Genomic DNA, 20,061 nt, shown 5'->3' with positions numbered 1-20,061 from the left:
TGCGGGCGGCGGCGGATGTGCGCAAGCACGGTTGGTCACCGCAGCTTCTGGTCGACTGCCTGCGCCGCTGGCGCGCCCCGTCCGCTATTCCAGTCAAAGATGAATGCCTTTGTCCAAAATAGCGAAAAATCGCACGCCTGACCGGCGTAGCCAAGCCAGCGATCAACCCAATATCAACCCAGATTCGGCGCCAGCAACCGGCGCAGCTCCTCAATGTCCATGCCCCGGCGCGCGGCCATGTCGGCGAGCTGGTCCTCGCCGATCTCGCCGACGTTGAAATAGACGGAGTCGGGGTGGCCGATGTAGAAGCCGCTGACGCTGGAGGCCGGGTTCATGGCCAGGCTTTCGGTCAGGGTCATGCCGATCTCGTCTGCCTTGAGCACGGCGAACAGGTCGGTCTTGGCGCTGTGGTCGGGGCAGGCCGGGTAGCCGGGCGCGGGGCGCACGCCCTTGTACTGTTCCTTGATCAGCGCTTCGTTGCTGAGGTCCTCGTCGGGCGCATAGCCCCACAGGTCCTTGCGCACGCGCTGGTGCAGGCATTCGGCGAAGGCCTCGGCCAGGCGGTCGGCCAGGGCCTTGAACATGATGCCGGAGTAGTCGTCCAGCGCGTCCTGGAACTCCTTGTCCTTTTTCTCGGCGCCGATGCCGGCCGTGACGGCGAACAGGCCCGCGTAGTCCTGGATGCCCGATTCCTTGGTGGCCACGAAGTCGGACAGGCAGCGGCTGGGGCGCATCAAGGGCTGGCCATCCGGACCTTCCACCATCTGCTTTTCGGTCTGCTGGCGCATGCCGTACCAGGTCATCAGCACCTGGCTGCGGGACTCGTCGGCGTAGAACTCGATGTCATCGCCCACGCGGTTGGCCGGGAACAGGCCGATGGCGCCGTTGGCCTGCAGCCAGCGGCCTTCGATGATTTTCTTGAGCATGGCCTGGCCGTCGGCCAGCACCTTGCGCGCCTCGACGCCGACGATCTCGTCGTCGAGGATGGCCGGATAGGGGCCGGCCAGGTCCCAGGTCTGGAAGAACGGGCCCCAGTCGATGTATTCGGCGATCTCGGCCAGGTCGAAGTTGCGGAACACGCGCCGGCCCAGGGCGCGCGGCGCCACGGGAGCCTGGGAAAAGTCCACGGGCGTGGCGTTGGCGCGGGCCTTTGCCAGCGGCCACAGCGGTGTCTTCTTCTTGTTGGCGTGCTGGGTGCGGACCTTGTCGTAGTCGGCCTGGATCTCGGCCAGGTAGTTGCCCTTGTTCTCGCCCAGCAGGCTCTGGGCCACGCTGACGCTGCGCGAGGCATCGGGCACGTAGACCACGGGGCCTTCGTACTTGGGCGCGATCTTGACGGCGGTGTGCACGCGCGAGCAGGTGGCGCCGCCGATCAGCAGCGGAATCTTCTTGATGCGGAAGTAGTCGTCCTTGTGCATCTCGCCGGCGACGTATTGCATCTCTTCGAGGCTGGGCGTGATCAGGCCCGACAGGCCGATGATGTCCGCGCCCTCGGCCTTGGCCCGGGCCAGGATCTCATGGCAGGGCACCATCACGCCCATGTTGATGACCTCGAAGTTGTTGCACTGCAGGACCACGGTGACGATGTTCTTGCCGATGTCGTGCACATCGCCCTTGACGGTGGCGATGACGATCTTGCCCTTGCTGGACACATCGAGGCCCGCCGCTTCCTGCTGGCGCTTTTCCTCTTCGATGTAGGGCACGAGGTGGGCCACGGCCTGCTTCATCACGCGCGCCGACTTGACCACCTGGGGCAGGAACATCTTGCCGGCGCCGAACAGGTCGCCCACGACGTTCATGCCGTCCATGAGCGGACCTTCGATCACGTGCAGCGGACGGCCGCCGCCCTGCACCACGATCTGCTGGTAGGCCTCTTCGGTGTCGGCGACGATGAAGTCGGTGATGCCGTGCACCAGGGCGTGCGACAGGCGCTCGCCCACGGTCTTCGGGTTCTCGGGCGTGCCGCGCCATTCGAGCTTCTTGCTGTCGTCCTTGGCGGCGCCCTTGGCGGCGTCGGCAATCTCCAGCAGGCGCTCGGCAGCGTCAGGGCGGCGGTTGAGCACCACGTCTTCCACGCGCTCGCGCAGCTGGGGCTCCAGGTCGTCATAGACGCCGACCATGCCGGCGTTGACGATGCCCATGTCCATGCCCGCCGAGATGGCGTGGTACAGGAACACGGTGTGGATGGCCTCGCGCACAGGGTCGTTGCCGCGGAAGCTGAAGCTCACGTTGGAGACGCCGCCCGAGACCTTGGCGCCGGGCAGGTTGCGCTTGATCCAGCGCACGGCCTCGATGAAGTCCACGGCGTAGTTGTCGTGCTCCTCGATGCCGGTGGCCACGGCGAAGATGTTGGGGTCGAAGACGATGTCCTCGGGCGGGAAGCCCACCTCGTCCACCAGGATGCGGTAGGCGCGCTCGCAGATCTCGATCTTGCGCTGGTAGGTGTCGGCCTGGCCCTTCTCGTCGAAGGCCATGACCACGGCGGCCGCGCCGTAGCGCCTGATCAGCCGGGCCTGGCGCTTGAATTCATCCAGGCCTTCCTTCATGGAGATGGAGTTGACGATGCCCTTGCCCTGCAGGCAGCGCAGTCCGGCCTCGATGACTTCCCACTTGGAGCTGTCCACCATGACCGGCACCTTGGCGATGTCGGGCTCGGAGGCGATAAGGTTCAGGAAGCGCACCATGGCGGCCTTGCTGTCCAGCATGGCCTCGTCCATGTTCACGTCGATCACCTGGGCGCCGTTTTCCACCTGCTGGCGTGCCACGGACAGCGCTTCCTCGTACTGCTCGTTGAGGATCATGCGCGCAAAGGCCTTGGAGCCCGTGACGTTGGTGCGCTCGCCCACGTTGACGAACAGCGTGCCCTCGCCGATGGAGACAGGCTCCAGGCCCGACAGACGCATGGGAGGGGGAGTGAAAGAGGACGACATCAAGCTCACCTGCAAAAACGGCATGGCAACAGGTGAGCGTCGTTGGCACCGTGGGCGCGGTCCGGCCGGGAACCTGCACCTGGCCCAAGCCTGACGCGGCACGCGATCCGGTGTACGGATGGGCGGGTGCCGCGCTGCAACGCTCCTCGGGCCAAAGCCCGGGATTCTACGGCGGCTGGCGGCGGCCTGCAGTGCGGGTTTTACGCCCGCATTCGGGGCAGGCCTGCACAAAGCCATGCGGCACTGCACCAAAGCGCGGCAGCGCGGGCCGCCGGCGCCGCCTTCGGGGCGGATTGTCGATACCCCATCGCCCCGGATTCTTTACAGCGCCTGAGGACAACGCTCCTTTTTTTGCATCTGGCACGCAATTCGCTATCTGCTGGGTACGTGGTCTGACCAGTCAGGCCAAAACCCTCCACCCGCGCCAGCCCATGCAAAGCATTCCGATCTCGATGGCCCAGACGCTGCAGCAGCACATCCTGAGCGGCCACTACCCCGGCGGCAGCCAGCTGCCGCCGCAGCGCGAGCTGGCCCGGCAGCTGGGCATCAGCCGCGCTTCGCTGCGCGAGGCGCTGTCCATGCTGGAGGCCCTGGGCCTGGTCGAGATCCAGCCGGGCAAGGGCGTGCGCATCAACGGCCCGCACAGCGGCCGTGCACGCATGCACCGCGCCTATGCCACCCCGGCGCTGGGCACGCTGTCGCCGCGCCAGCTGATCGAGCTGCGCCTGGTGCTGGAGCCGGGCTGGGCCGCGCTGGCGGCCGTGCGCGCCGACGACAGCGGCCTGCGCCAGCTGCAATGGACCCAGTCCCAGCTGGCCCACGCCCTGGACCGCAGCGACCTGCTGGCCGCCGCCGACGCCGATCTGCAGTTCCACCTGCTGCTGGCCCAGCTGTCGGGCAACCCGGGCCTGGTGGCCATGGCGCGCCAGCTGGAGCTGGCCATCAGCCACAGCCTGCGCCTGCCCTTTGCCTGGAGCGGCGCCGACGACCAGCCGGTGCGCGAGCACGACGCCATCGTGCAGGCCGTCTGCGCGGGCGATGCACCGGGTGCCGCGGGCGCCATGCGCGCCCACCTGCTGTCGGCCGCCAGGCGCAGCGGCATCGATCTCGACACACCGGACGACGCGACGGCGCCCGACGCAACGGCGCTCGATACCTCTGCGCCCGACCCTGACCCGCTTTCCTTTCGCCTCACCCCACCTTCCGAAGGAGCTTTCGCATGACTTCCCCCCTGACACCCCGCCGCGCATTCATCCGCACCGCCCTGGCGGCCGCCACCCTGGCCGCTGCCGGCCTGGGCGGCGCAGCCCATGCCGACATGCTGGCCAACATCCAGAAGGCCGGCGTGCTGCGCGTGGCGATTCCGCAGGACTTCCCGCCCTTCGGCTCGCTGGGCACCGACCTGAAGCTGCAGGGCTATGACATCGACATGGCGGCCCTGGTGGCCCAGGAGCTGGGCGTGAAGGTGGAGCTGGTGCCCGTGACCAGCACCAACCGCATCCCCTTCCTGACCACGGGCAAGGCCGACATCGTCATCTCCAGCCTGGGCAAGAACGCCGAGCGCGCCAAGGTGATCGACTTCACCCAGGCCTATGCGCCCTTCCCCAAGAGCGTCTATGGCCCCAAGGACATGAGCATCAAGGCCCCTGCCGACCTGGCCGGCAAGACCGTGGGCGTGACGCGCGGCTCCACCGAGGACCTGGCCCTCACGCAGGTGGCGCCGGCCTCGGCCACCATCAAGCGCTACGAGGACAACAACGCCACCGCGCAAAGCTATCTGACGGGCCAGGTGCAGCTGGTGACGCTGGGCAACATCGTGGCCAACGCCGTCAACGAGCGCACCAGGCTGCGCCAGCTGGACGTGAAGTTCGCGGTCGAGGACACGCCCTGCTACATCGGCGTGGCCAAGGGCGAGCCGGCGCTGCTGCAGAAGGTGGACGCCATCATCACCAAGCTCAAGGCCGACGGCCGCCTGACCGGCCTGTCCCAGCGCTGGATGAAGATGCCGCTGCCCGCCACCCTGTAACCGCTGCGCCCCTGTTCCCGGAAATCCTTCCATGGCCTATCAATTCGACTTCGGCGCCGTGTTCGACTACAGCGGCCTGCTGGCACAGGGCGCAGGCTTCACGCTGGCGCTGACGGCGGCGGGCGCCGTGCTGGGCGGAGCCATCGGCGTGGCCGGCGGCGTCAGCCGCGCCTGGCGCATTGCGCCGCTGCACTGGCTGTTCAAGGTGTACGTGGAGGGCATACGCAACACGCCCTTTCTGGTGCAGCTGATGTTCGTGTTCTTCGGCCTGCCTTCGCTGGGCGTGCAGATCAACGAATGGCAGGCCTGCCTGCTGACCACGGTGATCAACCTGGGCGCCTACATCACCGAGATCGTGCGCGCCGGCATCCAGGAGACGCCGCGCGGCCAGCTGGAAGCCGCTGGCGCGCTGGGCATGGGCCGCTGGGCGGTCTTCCGCCATGTGGTGCTGCGCCCTGCGCTGCAGCGGGTCTGGCCCTCGCTGAGCAGCCAGATCGTGATCGTGATGCTGGGCACCTCGGTGGTCTCGCAGATCGCCGCCCAGGACCTGACGTTTGCGGCCAACTTCATCCAGTCGCGCAACTTCCGCGCGTTCGAGACCTACCTGGTGGTGACGGCGGCGTACTTCGTGCTGGCCCTGGCACTGCGCCAGTTGCTGGCCTGGATAGGCCAGCGCTTCGTGGTGGGCCGCCGCACGCCGCGTGCAACCCGGCCCGCTGCACCTGCTGCACCTGCAACCACCGCCGGAGACGCCGCATGATTGCCGACATTCCCCTGCTGCCCATCCTGGCCAAGCTGGCCGAGGGCCTGCTGGCCACGCTGGCGCTGTCGCTGCTGGCCTTCGTGCTGGGCGGCGCCACCGGATTGCTGGTGCTGTTCGCCCGCGTGGGCCGCAGCCAGAACCTGCGCCGCCTGGCCAAGGCCTATATCCAGGCCTTCCAGAACACGCCGCTGCTGATGCAGATGTTCATCGTGTTCTTCGGCTCGTCCATGGCCGGCCTGGACATCTCGCCCTGGACGGCGGCCGCCATAGGCCTGACGCTGTACACCAGCGCCTACCTGGCCGAGGTCTGGCGCGGCTGCGTGGAGTCCATCCCCAGCGGCCAGTGGGAAGCTTCGTCCAGCCTGGCCATGGGCTACCTGCAGCAGATGCGCCATGTGGTGCTGCCGCAGGCGCTGCGCCTGTCGATAGCGCCCACGGTCGGCTTCTCGGTGCAGATCATCAAGGGCACGGCCGTGGCCTCGATCATCGGCTTCAGCGAGCTGACCAAGCTCGGCTCCATGCTGGCCAACGCCACCTTCCAGCCCTTCCTCATCTACGGCCTGGTCGCCGCAGGCTACTTCCTGCTGTGCTGGCCCCTGTCCCTCTACGCATCCCATCTGGAGAAGAAACTCTATGCCGCTCGTTGATGTGCGCGCCGTTCACAAGCATTACGGCAACAACCATGTGCTCAAGGGCGTGGACCTGAGCGTGGACAGCGGCCAGGTGGTCGCCATCATCGGCCGCAGCGGCTCGGGCAAGAGCACGCTGCTGCGCTCCATCAACGGGCTGGAGGCCATCCAGTCCGGCCAGATCGTGGTGGACGACGCCGTGCTCAAGGGCTCGGAGGGCAGCGCGCCCTCGCCCGCCCAGCTGCGCGCGCTGCGCCTGAACGTGGGCATGGTGTTCCAACAGTTCAACCTGTTCCCGCACCTGACGGCGGGCGAGAACGTGGCCCTGTCGCCCACCGTGGTCAAGGGCGTGAAAAAGCCCGAGGCGGCGGCGCTGGCGCGCCAGATGCTGGCCAAGGTCGGCCTGGGCGACAAGTACGACAGCTACCCCGACCAGCTCAGCGGCGGCCAGCAGCAGCGCGTGGCCATTGCACGCGCGCTTGCCATGAAGCCCAAGGTGCTGCTGTGCGACGAGATCACCTCGGCCCTGGACCCGGAGCTGGTCAACGAGGTGCTGGCCGTGGTCAAGCAGCTCGCCGCCGAGGGCATGACGCTGATCATGGTCACGCACGAGATGCGCTTTGCCCGCGACGTGGGCGACCAGCTGGTGTTCATGCACCAGGGCCTGATCCACGAAAGCGGCCCGGCCAAGCAGCTGTTCGCCAACCCGCAGACGCCGGAGCTGGCGGGCTTCATCGGCGCGGTGCATTGAGCGGTACGGCCAGGCAGGACAAAGGCCCGCATCGCGGGCCTTTTTTGCATCGGCGCGGCGCAGGGGCCGCGGTCAGTGGCTGATCATCCAGGGCCGCTTGGTCGGGAAGGTCTTGGCGCCGTTGGGCGCCGTGACCGTGGAGCCGCGCTTGCTGGCGCCGCTGCAGCAGCCGCAGCCCGAGGGGTGGCGCATGCGCGCGTAGCTGCCCTCGGCCACATCGCGTGAGCGCCTGGGCTCGTGCCGGGCGCGCTCGTTGGTGTCGTGGGCGCGGCGCTGTTCGGGGCTGGTGCAGGCCAGGCGCGGCGCGCTGACGAAGACGCGGGGCGAGGCCGCCTCGCAGCTGGGGCAGGGCGCGGGCTCGTTGCGCTGCGAGAGGCTGCGCAGCGCGTCGAAGCCGCCGCATGCGGTGCAGTGGTAGTCATAGGTGGGCATGGGCGGCCTCTGGCGGATGGTGGATAGCGGGTGTCGTATGTCGGGCTTACTTGTCCTGGGCGATGGGCAGGTCCACCCCGCCCGTGATGATCTTCTGTGGTCCCTCGGCCGTGGGATTGATGTCGAAGTCGAAGATCTCCGTGGGCAGCCACAGCGTGGCGCAGGCATTGGGCACGTCCACCACGCCGCTGATGTGGCCCTGCACGGGCGCCGTGCCCAGCAGCGAGTAGGCCTGGGCGCCGCTGTAGCCAAATTTCTTCAGGTACTCGATGGCGTTCAGGCAGGCCTGGCGGTAGGCCACGGTCACGTCCAGGTAGTGCTGCTTGCCCTTTTCGTCCACCGAGATGCCTTCGAAGATCAGGTAGTCCTTGTAGTTGGGCGTCATGGGGCTGGGCTTGAAGATGGGGTTCTTGATGCCGTACTTGGCCATGCCGCCCTTGATCAGCGAGACCTTCATGTGCACCCAGCCGGCCATCTCGATGGCGCCGCAGAAGGTGATCTCGCCATCGCCCTGGCTGAAGTGCAGGTCGCCCACGCTCAGGCCCGCGCCGTCCACGTAGACGGGGAAGAACACGCGCGAGCCGCGCGAGAGGTCCTTGATGTCGCAGTTGCCGCCGTGCTCGCGCGGCGGCACGGTGCGTGCGCCTTCGGCGGCGGCCTTGTCGCGCGCCTCGCCCTGCATCTGGCCCATGTGGGCGGTGGTGGCGTTGGGCGGGTTGGCCAGGCCGGGAATGCGGTCGGGGTCGGTGGCGATGAGGCCGGTCTCGCGCTCATTCCAGCTGGCCAGCATCTTGGGGTCGGGCAGGCAGCCGATCAGGCCCGGGTGGATGAGGCCTGCGAAGTTGACGCCGGGGATGTGGCGGCTCTTGGTGAACATGCCGTGGAAGTCCCAGATGGACTTCTGGGCCAGCGGGAAATGCTCGTCCAGGAAGCCACCGCCATTCTGCTTGGAGAAGAAGCCGTTGAAGCCCCAGAGGCTGTCGTCGCGCGCGCCGATGTCCAGCAGGTCCACCACCAGCAGGTCGCCGGGCTCGGCGCCCTTGACGCCCACGGGGCCGGACAGGAAGTGGACGGTGGACAGGTCCACGTCGCGCACGTCTTCGGCGCTGTCGTCGTTCTTGATGGCGCCGCCGGTCCAGTCATAGGTCTCCAGCTTGAACTCCGCGCCCGGCTCCACCCAGACCGCCATGGGGATGTCGGGATGCCAGCGGTTGTGCACCTGCGGGTTGTCGTAGGGGGACTGGTTGAGATCGACCTTGATCAGGGTTTCGGCCATGGTGTGCTCCTTGCGATGGCAGTGGGAAAAAACGGATCAGACGGAGAGGTAGGACTTGATACGCTGCTCGTCGGTATCGGCACGCGCGGTTTCATGTACCAATCTCCCGCCCTCGATGACGAACAGCCGATCGGCCACATCCATGGCGAAGGAAAGCACCTGCTCGCTGACCACGATGGTGATGCGGCGCAGCTTGCGGATCTCGTTGAGCGCCTTGGCGATGTCCTTGATGATGGAAGGCTGTATGCCCTCGGTGGGCTCGTCCAGCAGCAGCACCTTGGGGTCGGTGACCAGGGCGCGCGCAATGGCCAGCTGCTGCTGCTGCCCGCCCGAGAGGTTGCCGCCCTTGCGCCGGCGCATGTCCCAGAGCACGGGGAACAGGGCGTAGATGTCGTCGGGCACCTGGCGCGTCTTCGCGTTCTCCAGGCCCGTCTGTATGTTCTCCTCCACGGTCAGCGTGGGGAAGATCATGCGGCCCTGGGGCACGTAGGCAATGCCCTTGGCCACGCGCCGGAAGCTCTCGTCCTTCGTGACGTCCTGGCCGGCCACGGTGATCTGGCCGCTCTTGGCGGGCATGACGCCCATCAGGCTTTTGAACAGCGTGGTCTTGCCCATGCCGTTGCGGCCCATGATGGCCACGGTTTCGTTCTCGCGGCCCTCGAAGCTGATGCCGTGCAGCGCCTCGCTCTGGCCATAGGCCACGTACAGATCCTTGACTTGCAGCATGTGAATTCCTTGTGCGTGCCTCAGTGGCCGAGGTAGACGTCGATGACCTTGGGGTCGGCCTGCACCTTGTCCATGGGACCCTCGGCGAGGATCTTTCCCTGGTGCATGACGGTGACCTTGTGCGCGATGCGCGCCACGAACTCCATGTCGTGCTCGATGACGATGACGGAGCGGTTCTTGCAGATGCGCTGCAGCAGCTCGGCCGTCAGCTCGCGCTCGCGGGCGCTCATGCCGGCGATGGGCTCGTCCAGCATCAGCAGCTCGGGCTCCTGCATGAGCAGCATGCCGATCTCCAGCCACTGCTTCTGGCCGTGGCTGAGCAGGCCGGCCTCGGTGTCCAGGCGCTCGTCCAGGCCGATGTCGGCGGCCACGGCCTGCACCCGATCGCGCACCGCCTCCGTGCACTTGAAGGCCAGCGCGCCGAAGACCGAGCGGCCTTGCGGGTAGGAGACCTCCAGGTTCTGGAAGACCGAGAGGTTCTCGTAGATGGACGGCGTCTGGAACTTGCGCCCAATCCCCAGGCGCACGCGCTTGTGCTCGGCCATGCGCGTGAGTTCCTCGTTCTTGAACTTGATGCTGCCGGCCGTGGCGCGGGTCTTGCCGCAGATCAGGTCCAGCAGCGTGGTCTTGCCCGCGCCGTTGGGGCCGATGATGACGCGCAGCTCGTTCTTGTCGATGTACAGGTTCAGCGCGTCGATGGCCTTGAAGCCGTCGAAGGAGACCGTCAGGTCTTCCACGGCCAGCGTGAAGTCGGTATTGCTCATGGTGTGCTCCCGCTGTGATTCAGACGCCCTGGCGGCCCATGCCTTCGGACAGGGCGGACGTGGGCTTGGTGGCGGCCAGGGCCGGGGCAGGTGCTGCCTGGGCTACCTGCGCTGCGGCAGGTGCCGTGCCCTTGCGGCGGCTGTTCCACCACGGAACGATGCGGCTTTCCCACAGGCCGGCCAGCCCCATCGGGAAGGCCATGGTCACGCCGATGAACAGGCCCGCCATGAGGAACAGCCACAGGTCCGGGAAGCTCTCCGAGAAATAGGTCTTGCCCGCGTTGACCAGCAGCGTGCCGTACACCGCGCCCACCAGGCTCATGCGCCCGCCCACTGCGGCGTAGATGACCATTTCGATGGAGGGCACGATGCCCACGAAGCTGGGCGACATGAAGCCCACCTGCAGCGTGAACAGCGCGCCGCCCACGCCCGACAGCGCAGCGGCCAGGCAGAACACGAAGACCTTGAAGTTGGCCACGTCGTAGCCGGAAAAGCGCACGCGGTCTTCCTTGTCGCGCATGGCCAGCAGCAGGGTGCCCACCTTGCCCGTCTGTATCCAGCGGCACAGCACGATGGCGCCGATCAGCAGAGCCACGCAGACGTAGTAGAGGATGTACTTGGCGCTGTCCGTGCGCGTGTCCCAGCCCCACAGGGTCTTGAGGTCGGTCATGCCGTTGACGCCGCCCGTGTAGCCCTGCTGGCCGATGATGAGCACGGTGACGATCAGCGCCACGGCCTGCGTGATGATGGCGAAGTACACCCCGCCCACGCGGCGCTTGAACATGGCGAAGCTGATGAGCCAGGCCAGCAGCGTGGGCACGGCGATGACGGCGGCCAGCGAGAACGGCAGGCTCTTGAAGGGCAGCCAGAACGAGGGCAGCTCGGTCAGCTGGTTCCAGTCCATGAAGTCGGGGATGCCGGGCGTGGACTGGATCTTGGTGCTGATGGGGTCGGACGCCTCCAGCTTCAGGAACATGGCCATGGCGTAGCCGCCCAGGCCGAAGAACACGCCCTGGCCCAGGCTGAGCACGCCGCCATAGCCCCAGACCATGACCAGGCCGATGGCGACGAAGGCATAGGTCAGGTACTTGCCGACCAGGTTGAGGCGGAAGATGTCCAGCGCCAGGGGCAGCGCCACCGCCAGCAGGACGGTGAGCAGCACCAGGCTGGCGAGCTGGTAGCGCTGTATCCAGGCTTTGAGGGCTTGCATGGAATGACTCCGGTGAACTCAGGGGAAATCGGGGGAACGCGGGGAAATTCGTGGACAGGGCCGGCGCCGGGATCAGCGCCGCACCTTGGACGCGAACAGGCCCTGGGGACGCAGCATCAGGATGAAGACGATCAGCGACAGCGTGATCACCTTGGCCATGGAGCCCGCGAGGAAGAACTCGGTGATGGACTGCGTCTGCGCAATGCCGAAGGCCGAGACCACGGTGCCCAGCAGGCTGGCCGCGCCGCCGAAGGTGACCACCAGGAAGGCGTCCACGATGTACAGCGAGCCCGAGGTGGGGCCGGTGGAGCCGATGGTGGTGAAGGCCGCGCCCGCCACGCCTGCGATGCCGCAGCCGATGGCAAAGGTCAGGCGGTCGGTCTTCTTGGTGTCGATGCCGATGGCGTTGGCCATCACGCGGTTGCTGACCGTGGCACGCACGCGCAGGCCCCAGCGGCTCTTGTGCAGCGCGATCAGCACGCCGGCCGTGACCACCGCGGTCAGCGCCAGCACGAACAGGCCGTTGATGGGAATGTCCAGCCCCTCGGCCGGAGCCCACGAGCCCATCAGCCAGTCAGGCAGGGTGGGGCTGACTTCCTTGGGTCCGATGAAGGTGCGAAAGCACTGCTGCAGCGCCAGGCTCACGCCCCAGGTGGCCAGCAGCGTGTCCAGCGGGCGCTTGTAGAGGTGGCGGATCAGCCCCCACTCCACCAGCCAGCCGGCCGCGAAGGCGAACAGGAAGGCGGCCACGATGGCCAGCGGGAAGTAGTAGGGCATGAACTCGGGCGCGTGCTGCGCCGTGAGCGTGGAGCCCAGGTAGATGGTGTAGGCGCCAATGGTCATGAACTCGCCATGCGCCATGTTGATCACGCCCATCTGGCCAAAGATGATGGCCAGGCCCAGGCCCATCAGCAGCAGCACGGCGAACAGGCTCAGCCCCGCGAAGCCCTGCATCAGGCCGATGTTCATCATGTCGGAAAAACTCATGGTGCTGCTCCTGCGCGCAAGCCAATCGGGAGAGGGGGAAACGGTTCACGCGGCGGCCCGCCCACCAGGCCGCAGGCCGCCACGCATCACCTGCCTGAACGGATCAGGACTTACTGGTAACCCTTGGGGAAGGGATCGGGTTTGATCAATTCCGGAGATTCCGAGACCACCTTGAACGTGCCGTCCGGCTGCCCCACGGCAATGCGCGACTTGCTCCACAGGTGGTGGTTGGCGTCCACCTTCACGTAGCCTTCGGGCGCGGTCTTGAGCTCCAGCCCCGGCGATGCGGCCACCACCTTGTCCACGTCGAAGCTCTTGGCCTTTTCCACGGCGGCCTTCCACAGCCAGGGGCCCAGGTAGCCGGCCTGGGTGACGTCGCCGATGACGGCATTGGGGCCGTACTTGGCCTTGAAGGCGGCCACGAACTTCTTGTTGTTCTCGTTGTCCAGCGTCTGGAAGTACTTCATCGAGGAGTAGAAGCCCGTGAAGTTCTCGCCACCCACGCCGGTCATCTCGTCCTCGGTCACCGACAGCGTGACCAGCAGTTGCTTGTCACCCGTGATGCCTGCGGCCTTGAGCGCCTTGTAGAAGGCCACGTTGGAGCCGCCCACCACGGCCACGAAGATGCAGTCCGGCTTTTGCAGCTTGATCTTGTTGACCAGCGAGCCGAAGTTGGTGCTGCCCAGCGGGTAGTACTCCTCGCCGACGACCTTGCCCTTCTGGAAGTTCTCGATGTGCTTGCGCGCGATCTTCATCGAGGTGCGCGGCCAGATGTAGTCCGAGCCGATCAGGAAGAAGGTCTTGGCCTTCTTCTCGGCCTTGGCCCAGTCCAGGCTGTACAGGATCTGCTGCGTGGCTTCCTGGCCCGTGTAGATCACGTTCTTGGACTGCTCCAGGCCTTCGTAGAAGGTGGGGTAGTACAGCAGGCCGTTTTCCTTCTCGAACACGGGCAGCACGGCCTTGCGCGAGGCGCTTGTCCAGCAGCCGAAGACGGCGGCGCAGCGGTCGTTGATGAGCAGTTTCTTGGACTTCTCGGCGAAGGTGGGCCAGTCGGAGGCGCCGTCTTCCTTGATCACGCGGATCTTGCGGCCCAGGATGCCGCCCATGGCGTTGATCTGGTCGATGGCCAGTTGCTCGGCCTGGATGGAGCCGGTCTCGGAGATCGCCATGGTGCCCGTGGCCGAGTGCAGCTGGCCCACGACGACTTCGGTGTCGGTCACGGCCAGCTTGGTGGTGTTGACCTGGGCCGTGGGCTGGGCGAAGGACCAGGCCGGCAGCCCGGCCACCGAGGCGGCGCCAAGCGCCTGCAGGACGCGGCGGCGGCCCATTTCCGTGCCGGGGGAACCAGGTGTGCGGGGGTCGGAGGGGTGGCTCATGGTGACTCTCCTGTAAGGATCGGTTGGGTGATCTGCAAGTGGCTGAAAACTGGCGTTGCGGTTACGGCTTGTTTCCGCGCTGGGTCCAAGATTAGGAAGAACCCTTGAAACCGCCCATACGTCAATTGACGTAGCCATCTGCGTACGCACCCCGCGGACTCCTCTTGAAAGCCGCGCCAGCATTGGCCCCGCACGTTTCTTGCTAGACCTGGGAATGCACTCCGCACCCCCGCCCGACAGCCCCGCCAGCACCTCGCCCGCGCCGCAGACCATCTTTCGGTTCCGGCGCGAATACAACGCCTGGGTGGCCGACGAGACCATGGAGGACTACGCGCTGCGCTACACGCCGCGCAGCTTCCGGCGCTGGAGCGAGTTCCGCGTGGCCAACACGGCCTTCGGCTCGCTGTCCTTCCTGGCACTGGAGGCGATCGGCGGCGCCATTGCGCTGAACTACGGCTTTGCCAACGCCATGTGGGCCATCGTCACCGTGGGGCTGGTGATCTTCCTGACGGGGCTGCCCATCGCCGTCTGCGCCGCGCGCTACGGGCTGGACATGGACCTGCTGACGCGGGGCGCGGGCTTCGGCTACCTGGGCTCGACCATCACCTCGCTGATCTACGCCGTCTTCACCTTCATCTTCTTCGCGCTGGAGGCGGCCATCATGGCGCTGGCCCTGCAGCTGGTGGTGGACTGGCCGCTGCAGTGGTGCTATGCGCTGTCGGCCCTGGTGGTGCTGCCGCTGGCCATGCGCGGCATCACGCTGATCTCGCGCCTGCAGGCCTGGACGCAGCCACTGTGGCTGTTCCTGCTGGTGCTGCCTTTCGTGTGGATGGCGCTGTCCCAGCCCCAGCTGTACCGCGACTTCGCCAGCCTCACCGGCCTGCGCTCGGGCAGCAGCCAGTTCGATCCGCTGATGTTCGGCGCGGCGGCGGCCGTGATCTTCGCGCTGGTGGTGCAGATCGGCGAGCAGGTGGACTTCCTGCGCTTTCTGCCGCCGCGCACCCGGGCCAACCGCCTGCGCTGGTGGGGCGCGGTGCTGGTGGCCGGACCGGGCTGGGCCGTGATGGGCATGCTCAAGATGGCGGGCGGCGCGTTTCTCGCCTTCGCGGCCATGCAGCTGGAAGGGGTGGACGCCTCGCGCGCGGCCGAGCCCACGCAGATGTTCCTGGTGGGCTTCCAGCAGGTGCTGCAGGCCCTGGGCCTGCCGGGGCTGGCCGTGGCGGTGACCGTGGTCTTCGTGGTCATCTCACAGGTCAAGATCAACGTGACCAATGCCTACGCGGGGTCGCTTGCCTGGTCCAACTTCTTCGCGCGCATCACGCGCAGCCATCCGGGGCGCGTGGTCTGGATGGTGTTCAACGTGGTCATCGCCACCTTGCTGATGACGCTGGGCGTGTTCGGCGCGCTGGAGAAGGTGCTGACCATCTACAGCAACGTGGCCATCGCCTGGGTGGGTGCGCTGGTGGCCGACCTGGTCATCAACAAGCCGCTGGGACTGAGCCCGCCGGGCATCGAGTTCCGCCGCGCCCATCTGTACGACTTCAATCCCGTGGGCCCGGGCGCCATGCTGCTGGCCGCCGCCGTGGCCTGCTGCGCCTATGCGGGCCTGCTGGGCGAGACGGCGGCCGCGTTCTCGCCCTTCATCGCGCTGGCGCTGTCCATGCTGCTGTCGCCGCTGCTGGCCTGGCTGACGGGCGGGCGCTACTACCTGGCGCGGCCCGCAGGCAACCTGTGGAAGCCCGGCGAGACCGTGCGCTGCGCCGTCTGCCAGAAGCATTTCGAATCCGAGGACATGGCGCACTGCCCCGCCTACGGCGCGCCCATCTGCTCACTGTGCTGCTCGCTGGAGTCGCGCTGCCATGACCGCTGCAAGACCGGATCGCGCGCGGGCGAGCAGTTGCATGCGCTGGCCTCGGCCCTGCTGCCGCCGCGCTGGGCGACCAAGGTGAACTTCCGCGCGGGCCAGTACCTGGTGGTGATGCTGTCGCTGTGCGCGGTGACGGCCTTCATGGTGGGCGTGGTCTACATGCAGGAAAGCCTGCAGGCAGGCAGCGTCGATGGCGGCGCGCTGCGCATCCCCTTCCTCAAGGTCTTCGCGCTGCTGGCCCTGCTATGCGCCGTGGCCGCCTGGTGGGTGGTGCTGAGCACGGACAGCCGGCGCATGGCGCAGGACGAGTCCGAGCGCCAGAACCAGCTGCTGCTGCAGGAGATTGCCGCCCACAAGCGCACCGATGCCGAGCTGCAGGCCGCCAAGGACCATGCCGAGCAGGCCAGCCAGGCCAAGACGCGCTATGTGGCCGGCATGACGCACGAGCTGCGCTCGCCGCTCAACAGCCTGCTGGGCTATACGCAGATCCTGCTCAAGAGCCCGCAGGTCGATGGCTGGGTGCGCGAGACCCTGTCCACCATGCAGCACAGCGGCCAGCATCTGCGCGCGCTGATCGACGAATCGCTGGAGCTGGCCAGCATCGAGGCCGGCCGCCTGCGCCTGGACCTCGCCCCCCTGCCCCTGCCCGCGCTGATCGACGGCATCGAGGCCATGATGCGGCCCCAGGCACAGGCCAGGGGGCTGCAGTTCTCGGTCGAGACGCTGGGCACCATGCCGCGCTGGGTGCGGGCCGACGCCAAGCGGCTGCGCCAGATCCTGATCAACCTGCTGTCCAACGCCGTGCGCTTCACCCAACGCGGCGAGGTGCGGCTGCGCATGGACTTCAGGCCCCATGTCTCGCGCATCGAGGTCATCGATACCGGCATCGGGATCGAACCGCAGGACATGGAGCGCATCTTCGTGCCCTTCGAGCGCGGCAGCGCGGGGCGGCGCGTCAGCGAGGCGGGCACGGGCCTGGGGCTGACCATCACCCATCTGCTGACCGAGCTGATGGGCGGCCAGCTCACCCTGAGCAGCACGCCCGGCGAGGGCAGCTGCTTCACCGTGCGCCTGTACCTGCCCGAGATGGCGCCCGACGCGTCCTGGGTCCCTCCGGGTGCCGCCGCCACGCTGCACACCGTCATCGGCTATCTGCCGCCCCGGCGCACCCTGCTGGTGGTGGACGACCAGCCGCTGCAGCGCCAGCTGCTGGCCGGCCTGCTGCTGCCGCTGGGCTTCGAGATCCGCGAGGCCGCCAGCGGCCGCGAGTGCCTGGAGATCGTGGAGCAAAGCCCGCCCGACCTGGTGCTGCTGGACATCAGCATGGACGATCTGGACGGCTGGCAGACCGCCGCCCTGCTGCGCGCGCGCTGGGATGCGCAGCAGCTGCCCGTGGTCTTCGTCTCGGCCAACCTGTTCGACAACGACCCGCCGCGCCTGGCCGATGCGCGCTGCCAGGGCTTTGTCGCCAAGCCCGTGACCGAGTCCGAGCTGCTGCAGGTGCTCGAGCGCGTGCTGCGGCTGGAATGGGTGCATGACAACCGCCCGCTGCTGCTGCCGGCGCCGCGTGCAGAGCAGGCAGAGGCCAAGGCAGAGGAGGCGCCGTCAGCCGCCCCCTTCCCGCCCGATCTGCGTGAAGACCTGGCCCGGCTGGCGCGCTCGGGCCAGGCCACCGCCCTGCGCGAGCGCCTGCGCCAGGCGCGCCAGCAGGCGCCCGCGCATGCCGCGCTGCTCGATGCGCTGCAGGCCTGCGCGAACCGCTTCGACTTCGATGCGCTGGCGCGCATGCTGCCGCGGCCCGAGCAAGAGGATGAAGAAGACGAAGAAAGAGAGGAGACCGATGAATGAGAACCCGCAAAGGCCACAGATGACGACCGCCGACAGCAGCAGCCACCCCAGCCACCCCCCTCACAACGCCCACGTCATCCTTGTGGTGGACGACGCGCTGGACAGCCTGCGCATGCTGTGCGACGCGCTGGCCGCCGAAGGCTACGTGGTGCTCGCCGCCCGCGATGCCGACGAGGCCCTGCAGCGCTTCGCACTCACCGTGCCCGACGGCGTGCTGCTGGACGCCGTCATGCCCGGCATGGACGGCTTCACGCTGTGCCGCACGCTCAAGGCCACGCCGGCCTGGGCCCATGTGCCCGTGGTGTTCATGACCGGCCTGTCGGACACGGACCAGATCATCCGCGGCTTTGCCAGCGGTGGCGTGGACTACGTGGTCAAGCCGCTGCGCATCCCCGAGGTGCTGGTGCGCCTGGCCACCCATGTGCGCAACGCCCGCGCCACGCGCCAGGCGCAGGAGGCCGTGGACGTGGCGGGGCTGGGCGTGGTGGTGCTCGACGGCCAGGGCCGCGTGGCCTGGCGCTCGCCCCAGGCATCGCGCTGGCTGGAGGAGGCCTTTGCGGACCAGCCCTTCCCGCTGGAGGCGGCCGGGGACTGGCTGGCCGGCGCCCGCCAGCCGGATCAGCCCGGCCAGGCGGATCAGGAGGGCCAGCCCGCCCCCCAGGATCTGGCGCTGGCCCTGGCCGATGGCCGCCAGCTGCTGGCGCGCCACATGGGCGCCAGCGGCCTGGGGGAGTCGATGGTGCTGCTCAGCCACGAGGCGCCGCAGACGCCGGCCGCGCGCCGGCTGCAGCAGGTGGCGCTCACCCCGCGCGAGACCGAGGTACTGTCATGGCTGAGCAAGGGCAAGACCAACCGCGACATCGCCGACATCCTGGGCATGAGCCCGCGCACGGTGAACAAGCACCTGGAGCATATCTTCGAGAAACTCGGCGTGGAGACCCGCACGGCCGCCGCCGCCGTGGCCGGTCAATTGCTGCAGGCCGGCTCGCCCTGAGCACGCGGGGCCACCGCAGCGGACGCCGAGGCCGAAGCCGGCAGGCCGAACACATGGTCGAAGCACCAGTTGAAGACATAGGTGTAGACCAGGAAGAAGACCAGCAGGCCGGCCTCCATCACCGTGGCCTCCCACAGCGTGACACCGAACCACCAGGCCATCAGCGGAATCAGCACCATGGCCAGCCCGCCCTCGAAGCCCAGGGCGTGCACCACGCGGCGCATCACCGAGCGGCCCTTGACGCTCTGGCGCGCCTCCCATTGCTCGAACAGGTGGTTGAAGGTCAGGTTCCAGACGATGGCCAGCGTGGAGGCGGCAATCGCCATGCCGCCCGAATGCCCGGCGCTCTGGCCGATGGCCATGAACAGCAGGCTGGAGGCCGCGATGGCGATCAGTTCATACAGGGTCACGAAGACCACTTTGCGCTTGGGCCCCTGGAGGCCCTTTTTGTGTGTCTGCAAGGTCATAGGGGGCGCAGTTTATTTGTCCGGAATTGAACGTTAAAGTCAGATTCTTTCAATAAAGCTGACAGGTTCCCGCCATGTCCTTCCCCGCTGACCAGGTGCCGCTGTTTCTTGCCGTGCTGGACCACGGCTCCTTTTCTGCCGCCGCACGCCGGCTGGGGCGGGTGCCCTCGGCCGTGAGCATGGCCATCGCCCAGCTGGAGGCGGAGCTGGACCTGCAGCTGTTCGACCGCAGCGGCCGCGAGCCCCGGCCCACGGCGGCGGCGCGCGCCCTCGAGCCCCAGGCCCGGCTGCTGGCCGCCCAGTTGCAGCAGCTCAACCACCAGGCGCTGGCCCTGCACCAGGGACTGGAGGAGCGGCTGACCCTGGTGATCGCGCCCGAGCTGCTGTCCACGGCCTGGGCCGCGCCGCTGCAGCCGCTGGTCGAGGAATTCCCGGGGCTGGAGGTGGAGGTGCTGGTGGCCGCCCAGGTCGATGCGCTCAAGGAACTGCATTCGGGCCGCGCGCATCTGGCCCTGGTCTTCGAGCGCCCGGCCATCGACGGCCGCGAGGATTTCCAGGAGATGGGTCAGGAAACCATGGTCGCCGTGATGGCGGCCAGGCACCCGCTGGCCCGGCAACTGGGCGTGGACGGGCAGCAACGCCTGGACGTGGGCCAGCTGGCCGGCGCGCGCCAGATCCTGCTGGCCAGCCGCGACCTGGCCCATACCGATCCGCGCTTCGTGTTCTCGCACCAGCTGTGGCGCACGGACAGCCATCTGGCGGCCCTGTCGCTGGTCTCGGCCGGCCTGGGCTGGGGGTGGCTGCCCTTCAGCGTCGCCGAGCCCCTGCTGCAAACGGGCGCGCTGCTGCGCATCCCGCTGTGCAACATCAGCAACGGCACCCAGCTGTTCGTCGACTGGGTGTGGTCCAAGGAGCGCCCGCTGGGGCTGGCGGCGCGGCGGTTCGTGGAGCAGCTGCAGGTGCCGGTGCGGCTGGAGCCCAGGTGAGGCCTGCGGCTTGCGACCTGCAGGCAAGC

Annotated in this window: 17 protein-coding genes and 1 riboswitch; of the genes, 8 read left to right on the top strand and 9 right to left on the bottom strand. The window is 67.7% G+C overall.

Annotation, left to right across the window (positions count from 1 at the left end; all coding sequences use genetic code 11):
- Positions 1 to 173 precede the first annotated feature (173 nt).
- The gene (gene metH / locus KDK82_RS24890; RefSeq protein WP_256974549.1) at positions 174 to 2,930 is read right to left on the bottom strand and encodes a methionine synthase; all 2,757 of its coding nucleotides are present in this window, start codon (positions 2,928 to 2,930) and stop codon (positions 174 to 176) included.
- Positions 2,931 to 2,957: 27 nt separating this feature from the next.
- A riboswitch (S-adenosyl-L-homocysteine riboswitch) is annotated at positions 2,958 to 3,084 on the bottom strand.
- Between the two features lie 277 nt (positions 3,085 to 3,361).
- Here metH and KDK82_RS24885 point away from each other — a divergent pair.
- The 5 genes from KDK82_RS24885 to KDK82_RS24865 are packed head-to-tail and all read left to right on the top strand — an operon-like array spanning position 3,362 to position 7,099.
- The gene (locus KDK82_RS24885) at positions 3,362 to 4,153 is read left to right on the top strand and encodes a FadR/GntR family transcriptional regulator (protein ID WP_088166527.1); all 792 of its coding nucleotides are present in this window, start codon (positions 3,362 to 3,364) and stop codon (positions 4,151 to 4,153) included.
- On the top strand, positions 4,150 to 4,956 hold the full coding sequence (locus KDK82_RS24880) for a transporter substrate-binding domain-containing protein (protein ID WP_088166526.1): 807 nt from the start codon (positions 4,150 to 4,152) through the stop codon (positions 4,954 to 4,956). The genes KDK82_RS24885 and KDK82_RS24880 overlap by 4 nt, the downstream gene beginning before the upstream one ends.
- A gap of 31 nt (positions 4,957 to 4,987) precedes the next feature.
- Positions 4,988 to 5,716, top strand: coding sequence for an amino acid ABC transporter permease (locus tag KDK82_RS24875; protein WP_088166525.1), 729 nt, complete (start codon positions 4,988 to 4,990; stop codon positions 5,714 to 5,716).
- Positions 5,713 to 6,366, top strand: coding sequence for an amino acid ABC transporter permease (locus KDK82_RS24870; RefSeq protein WP_012202167.1), 654 nt, complete (start codon positions 5,713 to 5,715; stop codon positions 6,364 to 6,366). Before KDK82_RS24875 ends, KDK82_RS24870 begins: the two co-directional genes overlap by 4 nt.
- Positions 6,353 to 7,099, top strand: coding sequence for an amino acid ABC transporter ATP-binding protein (locus tag KDK82_RS24865; protein WP_034397706.1), 747 nt, complete (start codon positions 6,353 to 6,355; stop codon positions 7,097 to 7,099). The genes KDK82_RS24870 and KDK82_RS24865 overlap by 14 nt, the downstream gene beginning before the upstream one ends.
- Positions 7,100 to 7,171: 72 nt before the next feature.
- On the opposite strand, the gene KDK82_RS24860 is transcribed toward KDK82_RS24865, so the two are convergent.
- The 7 genes from KDK82_RS24860 to urtA form a co-directional block, all read right to left on the bottom strand.
- Complete coding sequence (locus KDK82_RS24860) at positions 7,172 to 7,531, bottom strand: zinc ribbon domain-containing protein (protein WP_012202165.1); 360 nt, start codon at positions 7,529 to 7,531, stop codon at positions 7,172 to 7,174.
- 46 nt (positions 7,532 to 7,577) lie between these two features.
- Positions 7,578 to 8,807 (bottom strand): formamidase, encoded by a 1,230-nt coding sequence (gene fmdA / locus KDK82_RS24855; protein WP_012202164.1) that lies wholly within the window; start codon positions 8,805 to 8,807, stop codon positions 7,578 to 7,580.
- 36 nt (positions 8,808 to 8,843) lie between these two features.
- A complete protein-coding gene (urtE, locus tag KDK82_RS24850; RefSeq protein WP_012202163.1) occupies positions 8,844 to 9,533 on the bottom strand; it encodes an urea ABC transporter ATP-binding subunit UrtE in 690 nt (229 codons plus the stop codon).
- 20 nt (positions 9,534 to 9,553) lie between these two features.
- A complete protein-coding gene (gene urtD / locus KDK82_RS24845) occupies positions 9,554 to 10,297 on the bottom strand; it encodes an urea ABC transporter ATP-binding protein UrtD (RefSeq protein ID WP_012202162.1) in 744 nt (247 codons plus the stop codon).
- Between the two features lie 19 nt (positions 10,298 to 10,316).
- Positions 10,317 to 11,507, bottom strand: coding sequence for an urea ABC transporter permease subunit UrtC (gene urtC / locus KDK82_RS24840; RefSeq protein WP_088166524.1), 1,191 nt, complete (start codon positions 11,505 to 11,507; stop codon positions 10,317 to 10,319).
- A gap of 72 nt (positions 11,508 to 11,579) precedes the next feature.
- Positions 11,580 to 12,494 carry an urea ABC transporter permease subunit UrtB gene (urtB, locus tag KDK82_RS24835; protein WP_013800106.1) on the bottom strand — a complete coding sequence of 305 codons (915 nt, stop codon included), beginning with the start codon at positions 12,492 to 12,494 and terminating at the stop codon, positions 11,580 to 11,582.
- A 110-nt stretch (positions 12,495 to 12,604) separates the two neighbouring features.
- Positions 12,605 to 13,870 (bottom strand): urea ABC transporter substrate-binding protein, encoded by a 1,266-nt coding sequence (gene urtA, locus KDK82_RS24830; protein WP_012202159.1) that lies wholly within the window; start codon positions 13,868 to 13,870, stop codon positions 12,605 to 12,607.
- Positions 13,871 to 14,084: 214 nt separating this feature from the next.
- Between urtA and KDK82_RS24825 the strand changes: the two genes are divergently transcribed.
- Positions 14,085 to 17,585: an ATP-binding protein gene (locus KDK82_RS24825; RefSeq protein WP_012202158.1), complete on the top strand. Its 3,501-nt coding sequence runs from the start codon at positions 14,085 to 14,087 to the stop codon at positions 17,583 to 17,585.
- 19 nt (positions 17,586 to 17,604) lie between these two features.
- The gene (locus KDK82_RS24820; protein ID WP_034397700.1) at positions 17,605 to 18,579 is read left to right on the top strand and encodes a response regulator; all 975 of its coding nucleotides are present in this window, start codon (positions 17,605 to 17,607) and stop codon (positions 18,577 to 18,579) included.
- Here the strand turns inward: KDK82_RS24820 and KDK82_RS24815 are convergent.
- Positions 18,552 to 19,046: a PACE efflux transporter gene (locus KDK82_RS24815; protein ID WP_012202156.1), complete on the bottom strand. Its 495-nt coding sequence runs from the start codon at positions 19,044 to 19,046 to the stop codon at positions 18,552 to 18,554. The two genes, KDK82_RS24820 and KDK82_RS24815, sit on opposite strands and share 28 nt — an antisense overlap.
- A 74-nt stretch (positions 19,047 to 19,120) precedes the next feature.
- On the opposite strand from KDK82_RS24815, the gene KDK82_RS24810 reads away from it, so the two are divergent.
- Positions 19,121 to 20,032 carry a LysR family transcriptional regulator gene (locus KDK82_RS24810; protein ID WP_034397696.1) on the top strand — a complete coding sequence of 304 codons (912 nt, stop codon included), beginning with the start codon at positions 19,121 to 19,123 and terminating at the stop codon, positions 20,030 to 20,032.
- The last annotated feature ends 29 nt before the right edge of the window (positions 20,033 to 20,061 follow it).

Origin of the sequence: Delftia sp. K82 (genome assembly GCF_002193035.1) — a bacterium.
GTDB lineage: Bacteria > Pseudomonadota > Gammaproteobacteria > Burkholderiales > Burkholderiaceae_C > Comamonas > Comamonas acidovorans.
This window is presented reverse-complemented; position numbering and strand designations above follow the sequence as displayed.